Source organism: Streptomyces sp. NPDC002574 (assembly GCF_042889545.1).
In the GTDB taxonomy this organism is placed as follows: domain Bacteria; phylum Actinomycetota; class Actinomycetes; order Streptomycetales; family Streptomycetaceae; genus Actinacidiphila.
In genome coordinates this window covers 426303-433592 of sequence record NZ_JBIARB010000008.1, presented here as the reverse complement: position 1 = coordinate 433592, position 7290 = coordinate 426303, and the positions used below count along the sequence as shown (strand labels likewise).

Annotated in this window: 8 protein-coding genes; 1 reads left to right on the top strand and 7 read right to left on the bottom strand. The window is 75.5% G+C overall.

Annotated features, from left to right (window positions below):
• Positions 1-118: 118 nt before the first annotated feature.
• The 6 genes from ACFYXS_RS22090 to ACFYXS_RS22065 form a co-directional block, all read right to left on the bottom strand.
• Positions 119-292, bottom strand: a complete 174-nt coding sequence (locus ACFYXS_RS22090) for a CsbD family protein (protein ID WP_389250663.1) — start codon at positions 290-292, stop codon at positions 119-121.
• Positions 222-1166 (bottom strand): ribonuclease BN, encoded by a 945-nt coding sequence (locus tag ACFYXS_RS22085; protein ID WP_389250661.1) that lies wholly within the window; start codon positions 1164-1166, stop codon positions 222-224. The genes ACFYXS_RS22090 and ACFYXS_RS22085 overlap by 71 nt, the downstream gene beginning before the upstream one ends.
• A gap of 15 nt (positions 1167-1181) precedes the next feature.
• Positions 1182-1658, bottom strand: a complete 477-nt coding sequence (locus ACFYXS_RS22080; protein WP_389250659.1) for a hypothetical protein — start codon at positions 1656-1658, stop codon at positions 1182-1184.
• A 164-nt stretch (positions 1659-1822) separates the two neighbouring features.
• Positions 1823-3052 (bottom strand): glutamate--cysteine ligase, encoded by a 1230-nt coding sequence (locus ACFYXS_RS22075; protein ID WP_389250657.1) that lies wholly within the window; start codon positions 3050-3052, stop codon positions 1823-1825.
• A 10-nt stretch (positions 3053-3062) separates the two neighbouring features.
• Positions 3063-3944, bottom strand: a complete 882-nt coding sequence (locus tag ACFYXS_RS22070; protein WP_389250655.1) for a hypothetical protein — start codon at positions 3942-3944, stop codon at positions 3063-3065.
• 18 nt (positions 3945-3962) lie between these two features.
• Positions 3963-4424 carry an SRPBCC family protein gene (locus tag ACFYXS_RS22065; protein ID WP_389250653.1) on the bottom strand — a complete coding sequence of 154 codons (462 nt, stop codon included), beginning with the start codon at positions 4422-4424 and terminating at the stop codon, positions 3963-3965.
• Positions 4425-4569: 145 nt separating this feature from the next.
• Between ACFYXS_RS22065 and ACFYXS_RS22060 the strand changes: the two genes are divergently transcribed.
• Positions 4570-6930 carry a SpoIIE family protein phosphatase gene (locus ACFYXS_RS22060; protein ID WP_389250651.1) on the top strand — a complete coding sequence of 787 codons (2361 nt, stop codon included), beginning with the start codon at positions 4570-4572 and terminating at the stop codon, positions 6928-6930.
• On the opposite strand, the gene ACFYXS_RS22055 is transcribed toward ACFYXS_RS22060, so the two are convergent.
• Positions 6920-7201 (bottom strand): hypothetical protein, encoded by a 282-nt coding sequence (locus ACFYXS_RS22055; RefSeq protein WP_389250649.1) that lies wholly within the window; start codon positions 7199-7201, stop codon positions 6920-6922. The genes ACFYXS_RS22060 and ACFYXS_RS22055 overlap by 11 nt on opposite strands.
• Positions 7202-7290: the final 89 nt, after the last annotated feature.

Sequence of the window (7290 nt, the reverse complement as noted above, 5' to 3'; positions counted from 1 at the left end):
CCGCGCCGGCCCGGGGGTGCGGCGCCCGCGCCCGCCCGCGGCCCGCGCGCGCGGGCGCCCCGGCGCGCCCCGCCCGCCGCCCCCCCCCCCCACGGCGCCGAACGGTCGCCGGGCCCCGTCACGGGTCGAGCGTGTCCTTCGACTTCTCGACGACCTGCTTCGCGTCGCCCTTGACCTGGTCGGCCTTGCCCTTCATCTTCAACCGGTCGTTGCCGGTGGCCTTACCCGCGGTCTCCTCGACCTGGCCCTTTATCTTCTGGCCGGTGTGCTTGGCCTTCTTCTCGGCGCCCATGGGGGTCTCCTTCCGAGGCGTCGGCAGCTCTGTTCTCGTCCTTCGCCTGCCCGCCGGAATGAGGGGAAAACCTCTCATTTGTCGGAGCGAGGTGCCGGCCCAGCAGACACGCCCCGAAGACGACGTACCCGACGCCGATCAGCCACGACTGGACGATCAGCACCGTGCCGACCGAGCCGTAGGAGACCGCGTTCGTCACGATCAGCGGCGCGAACACCAGGGACGAGAAGATCCGCAGCCCCACCAGACCCGCCACGGTGAGGATGGCCCCCGGCAGCAGCGCGCCCCAGCTGATCCGTCCGGCCAGCAGGAAGTGCTGCGCCCACCAGAAGAACAGGACGCCCAGCACGAGCGTCAGCGCCACCCGCACGAACGCGGCCGGCAGGCCCTCCCTGAGCACCGTGCCGCTCTGCGCCTCCGCGAACAGGTACGCGGTCAGCGCCACCAGCCACACCGCGCGGCGCCACAACTGGTGCCACGGCGCCGGCGGCAGCTCCCAGATCCGCAGGTACCCCACTTCGACCGCGGCCGCGAAGGACAGACCGAACAGCCCCAGCAGCACGAGGCTCAGCACGCTCGTACTGCTCAACACCCTGCGCGGCGCGGCGAAGAGCTTGCGCACCGCCTCCGACGGGGTCGGCGACAGACCCATCCCGTCCACGATCCACTGCGCGAAGCCGGCCTGCTGGAACGGCACGGCGGCCGCCACCACGATCAGCAGCGGCACCAGGGTCACCATGCCCAGCGCCGCGAACCCCATGGCCCGGTGCAGCAGTTCCAGTTCCCCGCCCTGGCGCATCACCCGGTGCCCCGTCGAACGGCGCCAGGCCCGGAGCGGATGCCGCAGCGTCCACCACACCCCAGGTCGGGCCATCACACACCTCGGCGATCAGCGGAAGGCGGCGACGGCCGCGTGACGACGCACGGCCTCCACCGTGTCGGCCTGCTCACGGGCCCGCTCCAGCAAGCCCTTCAGCTGTGCCTCGTCCAGGGCCCGGTGCGGCGTGAGCGACAGCAGCGTACGCCAGAGCAGGGTCTTCCCCTCGATGCCGAGCCGGAGCGTCTCCAGTTCGATCATCGTGCTCAGCCCGGAACGGCGTGTCAGGCGCCCGTTGAGCTTCAGCAGCCGGCCCTTCTCCGCCAGCCATCCGGCGTACACCTTGTGACGCCGCGCCGGCACGTCCAGGGCGGCCATCAGGTCGAGAAGGGCCTGCCGGTCCTCCGTGATCTCGTCCGCGACGCGGCTCAGTTCGCCGCCGTACGGCGAGGAGCGGTGATGTTCGGCGAGATGCCGCGCGAGGTTCCGGCCTGCGGTGGAGCCCGCCAGATGGTCGTTCAGGTAGATCCCCAGGACGTCCGGGCGCATGACGGACCTCCCTTGCTCGGGTCCGCGGGGGGCGGACGTCGACGTCTCGGGCACGGCCCGGATCCACGGCGTCCCGCGCGTCCGGGGCGGGCCCGACGGGCCTCATGAGGAGCGGCTTTCCCCTCCGGCCCCGGACAAACCCGGGCAGGTGGACGTCCGCCGGGTCACCCGCCGGGCGCGAGCGCGCCGTCCGTCTGCGCGGCGAGCATGTCGACCGCGGCGGCGGGTCCCGACGGTGCGCCGGCGTGACGTTGGCGGGCGGCGCCGGTGCCGTGGCGGTGGAGGGCGCTGAGGGCGCCCCGGACGAAGGGGAGGTCGCCGGCTGCCTCCAGGGCGGGGGCCAGGTGTGCCAGGAGGCGGTCGAGCAGGGCGCGGGCCGGCACGCGGGTCTCGTGCACGGGGTCGACCGCGGGGCCGTCGAGGCCGAAGCGGGCCGCGGTCCACAGGGCGGCGGAGGCGAGCTGCGCGGGTACGGGAGGTGCTTCGCGCCCCGCCGCCAGGTCGGCGAGGGCGGTCGAGACGAGGGCCCGGGTGAGGGCCGCCTGCAGCGCCGTCTCCCACGTCGTGCCGAGCGCGTCCGCGACCCGGACCTCGACCGTCGGCAGATGGGGCGACGGCCGGGCGAGCCAGAAGGTCATCCGCGGGTCCACGAGGACGCCGCACTCGACGAGCCGGGCCACCTCCGCGGCGTGCTCGGCCGCCGAGCCGAAGCGGGGCGGGATCCCCGACCCCGGGAAACGCGCCTGCTCCATGACCCGCCAGCTCGCGTACCCCGAGTCCCGGCCCCGGTCCCAGGGGGAGTTCGCGGACAGGGCGAGCAGGGTGGGCAGCCACGGACGCAGCCAGTTGACCACCGCGACCGCGGTCTCCGGGTCCGGCACCCCGACGTGCACATGGCAGCCGCAGGCCAGGTAGGAGGCCGCCTGGTGCTCGTAGAGCCGGGCGATCGCGGTGAACCGCTCACCGCCGGTCACGGGCGCCGCCCCGTCGAGCACGGGCAGGCCCGTCGACACCAGGCGCCCGCCCTCGGCCCGCGCGGCGGCGGCCAGCGTGCGCCGTGCCCCGTCGAGCTGCCGGACCAGTTCCGGCAGGTCCGTCGTCACCCCCGTGGCCGCCTCGATCTGCGCCGCGGACAGCTCCCGCTGCAGCACGGCGTCCGGCGCGGGCGGGGGAGTCCTGCGGGCCCTTTCGATCACGGCGCCGGCCAGGCCCGCGATCCGCCGGGTGCCGGCGTCCACGAGCAGGAACTCCTCCTCGACGCCCAGGGTCCTGCCCGGCACCGGCACCGGCACCGGCCGCGGCGGCGACGCGCTTTCGTGCGGGGTGGTCATGGCCGCCCGTCCACCCGCCGGCCCCGGCGGGGGCGGCGACTCGTCGGCACTGCCGCTGCTCATGCCCACGCGTCTACCCGCCGGAGCCGGGTTCGGCGAGTTGGGCCGTCAGCTCGCCGACCCGGGCCGCGGCGGCGTCCGCCTGGCCGGCGGCGGCCCGCGCCGACTCCTCGGCGTCCGCGACCCGGCGGAGCGCCCGCTCGTGGTCGGCGCCGCCGCGCCGCCGGTCCTCCTCCGCGCGCCGCACGGCTTCGGTGAGCTCGTCGAGCCGTGCGGCCGCGGCGTCCAGTGCCGTGCGCGCGGCCGCGAGGTCCGCGTCGCGGGCCAGGGCCTCGTTGTGGGCGCGTTCGGCGTGGCGACGGGCCTCGTCCAGCCGGCGGCGGCGCTTGGCCGCGTCGTGCGGCCGGGACCGCAGGGGAACGACGGTGTCCCCGGCCCCCGTCCCGTCCACCTCCCCCGGCGCGGCGCCCCCCACGGCCTGCTCGAAGTCGACGGTGCCGCTGAGGGGCCGCACGAGGCGACCGGTCGCCCAGGCCCGAGCGGCGCCGGCGTCGGCGAGGGCGGCGTGCAGGGTGCCGCGGACCTCGTCCAGCGCGGCCTCCGCCAGCGGCCGCCCGGCGTCGGCCGCGAGCCGGGCGGCCTGCTGGCCCAGGGCCTCGACGAGCGCCCGCTGCTGCCGGCCGAGCGCCCGCAGTTGCGCGCCGTCGAGGTCGCGGTGGGCCCGCCGCAGTGCCTCGCCGAGGCCGAGCAGGGCCGCGACCTCGTCGGCGTGCTCACGGACGAGCAGGTTCCCCGCCCACGCCGCGAGCGAGGGCCGGCGCAGCCCCGCGATCCGGGCGGCCAGGGCGCGGTCCCCGGACCGGCGGGCGTTCCTGACGTGCTCGTCGCGGGCGGCGGTGAAGTCCTCCGGTGCCAGCGCGTACAGCTCGTCCACCACCGCGTCCAGGTCCGTCATGGCGCCACGGTCGCACCGTCATCCGCCCGGCGCTACCCGGCCGCGCCAGCCGCCGGACTCGCTGCCGCGTTCCTCGATGTAGTCCTTGAATCGCCGCAGGTCGCCCCGGGTGCGCCGGTCCAGCACCCCGAGCGCGTCGGCGGCCTTCTCGGCGAGCCCCGAGGTCTCGACCTCCATGGCCAGGTTGACGCGCGTGTGCGTCCGGTCGAGTCGCTGGAACGTGACGACGCCGCGCTGCCTGACGTCGCCGGCCAGGGTGCGCCATGCCACGCGCTCGTCGGGGAGCTGGTCGACGATCTCGGTGTCGAATTCCCGGCGGGAGCCCGCGACATTCGTGACCCAGTGATTGTGGCGGTCGTCGACCTGGGTGACCTGCTCCACGCCCTCCATGAATTGGGGGAATTCCTCGAATTGCGTCCACTGGTTGTACGCCGTGTGCAGCGGGACGTCGACGTCGACGAATTCGCTGATGGTGCCCATGTGGTTTCTCCTTTCGGGGAATCGTCGGTGGTTCGGCTTCCCGGAGGAGGTGCGCCTAACCCCCGTGGCCCTGGGGCACGGCCCGGTGCGCAATGGCCGAACGAGGGGCGGCGCCCGGGGAACCGCGCTGTGCGATGCTCGCAAGGTGAGCCACGACGCACACGATTCCGCGTTCGGTGGCCGACAGGAGCCGCGTACCGCCGCCGAGCAGTTGGCGCGCACCGTCGCCCGCCTGCGCGCGGAGCTGGACGAGCAGCAGCGCACGGTCCCCGGCCGGGACGCGGTGGAGCGGGCCCGGGGCGTGCTCATGGAACGCCTGGGAATGACACCCCGCGAGGCCCGCGAGGAACTGCAGTCGCGGGCCGGACGCGCCGGCCGCTCCCTGGTCCAGGAGGCGTGGGCGCTGCTCGGCGCGTGTCCCCCGGCCCTGGTCGCCGCCGAGAGCGGCGACAGGACGAGCGGGGCGAACCCCGCGGGCACGGTCTTCTCCCGGGCCCGTTACACCGGGGCGGCGGCCGGCTCGGCCGCACTCGCCATGGCCGGCACGAGCGGCGAGCTCGCCCAGCGCCTGGAGGAGCAGCTCGCGGGCTCGGCGGGGGTCGACGCGCTCATGGTCTACGTACGGTCCCCGGTGGGCGGGCTCGACCTCGTCGCCCACGCCGGGGTCGGTACGGGCATCGCCTCCGCCTGGGGTCATCTGCCGCCGATCCGGGAGCTGGCGCCCGTCGAGGCGGTGGCCCTGGGGCGCCCGGTGTGGATGAGCGACCTCCACAAGGCCGCCCCGGGCCGGCCGCTGGTGGGCGACCGGCCGGAGCAGTGGCCGTCCCGTGCCTGGGTGCCGCTGTGCCGGGGTGAGGACGTCGTCGGCGTGGTGGGCTTCCTGAGGCGGCGGCCCGACGCGTTCGACGCCGCCGACCGTGCCCTGGTGCGGGCCGCCGCGCGCGCCTGCGCCGCCTACGCGGGGCCGATGGCCGCGCCGGAGAGCGCGGTGGAGGGTGCCCCGACGCTCCAGGCGGTCTTCGACAGCCTCCGCGAGGCCGTCGTCCTGCTCGTCCCCGTACGCGGTCCGGGCGGGGAGGTGACCGACTTCCGGATCGAGGCCGCCGCCCCGGCCTCGGTGGACGTGGCGGGCCGTACCGGGCGGGAGCTGGCCGGGCTCCGTGTGCTGGAGTCCTACCCCTCGCTCGCCGGGACCTCGCTCTGGCGCGGCTACCTGCACACGCTCACGACGGGCGAGCCCTACGAGAGCGACGGGTTCGACTACCGCGACCGCGCGCGCGGCCCCGGCCGCACCGCCCGCTACGCGGTGCGCGTGGTACGCCTCGGTGACGCGCTCGTCGTCTCCTGGCTGCGTCTGGACGCGGCCGACGAGGAGGCCGAACGGCTGCGGCGCCTGCAGTACCTGGGAAACCTCGGCTGGGTCGACTGGGACCTGGCCACGGACACCCTCCAGTGGTCCCCGCAGGTCTACACGCTCTTCGACCGGGATCCGGCGCTCGGCCCGATGCCGCTGGACGAGCTGCCGCAGCACCTGTTCCCCGAGGACCTGCCGGCCACCGGCGCCGCCGTGCAGGCGCTGCTCGCCGGGGGACAGCCGGTCGACGCCCCCTTCCGGATCCGCACCCCGCACGGCACCCGCCACCTGCGCTTCGTGGCCGAGGCCGTCATCGGCGCCCGGGGCAGGCCGGTCGCGGTCCACGGCTTCTACCAGGACCTCACCGCGCAGTGGCACGAGCGGATCGCCCGCGACGAGGCGCAGCGCGCGTTCAGCACCCGGCAGCGCAGTCCGAACGCCGAGCACGCGGTGGCCCGCCGCCTGCAGAACGCGCTGCTGCCCGTGCCCGAGCGGTCCTTCGACCTGTCCGGACTCAACTGCGACGTCTCCTACCTGCCCGCCGGGACCTCCCTCGAGATCGGCGGCGACTGGTTCACCGCCGTCGAACTCCCCGACGGCTCGGACCTGCTCGGCGTCGGGGACGTGGCGGGCCACGGCATCGAGGCCGTCGCCACCATGGCCGAACTGCGCTACGGCGCCGAGGCCATGGCTCTGGGCGGGACGCCCCCGCAGCGCGTCCTGGAGCGGCTGAACCGGGTACTGATGAGCAGGGGCACCGCCACCGCGACGATGCTGCTGGCCCACTACCGGCCCGACACCGGCATCCTGACCTGGGCGCGGGCCGGACATCTGCCGATCCTCCGCCTGCGGGACGGCCACGCGGTCTTCCTGGCCCAGCCCGACGGGCGCATCCTCGGTGCGAGCCACGAGAGCGCCTACGGGCAGTCGACCGCGGAGCTGCACTCCGGCGACCGCCTGTTCCTGTTCACCGACGGGCTGGTCGAGCGGCGCGGCCAGGACCTGGACGCGGGGCTGCGACGCCTGAGCCGTACGGCCGAGGCGGTGGTCCGCACGGACTGCGCCGCGGTGGCGCTCGGCCTCACCGCCGCGCTCGGTCCGGCCGATCCGAGCGACGACACCTGCCTGCTGTGCGTGCGCATCACGGCGTGACCGGGCCGCCGCCTGTGCCGTGCTGGTCGTGCCCGCCGTGCTCACTGTGCTCGTCGTGCCTGCCGCACTCGCCGCGGAGCCGCTCGCGGCGTGCCCGGAGCATGCGGAGCACCGCGGGCCGGTCGCCGTGCTCGTGCTCGTAGCGCAGCAGTTCGTCGACCTCCCCGGTCGGAGCAGAGCCGCCCCGGCCCTCCGGCACGTCCCGTGCCCGCGGGTCCCGCCGGGCGGGGCTGCCGCCGTCGCCCGGTGGCTTTCCATGACGTTCCGGCACCGTCATCACCTCCGTGGACGTTCGGCACGGTTCGGCTTCCCCGTCACGGATGCCGGAAACAGGGGTTTCGCGAGGATCGACCGTGATGC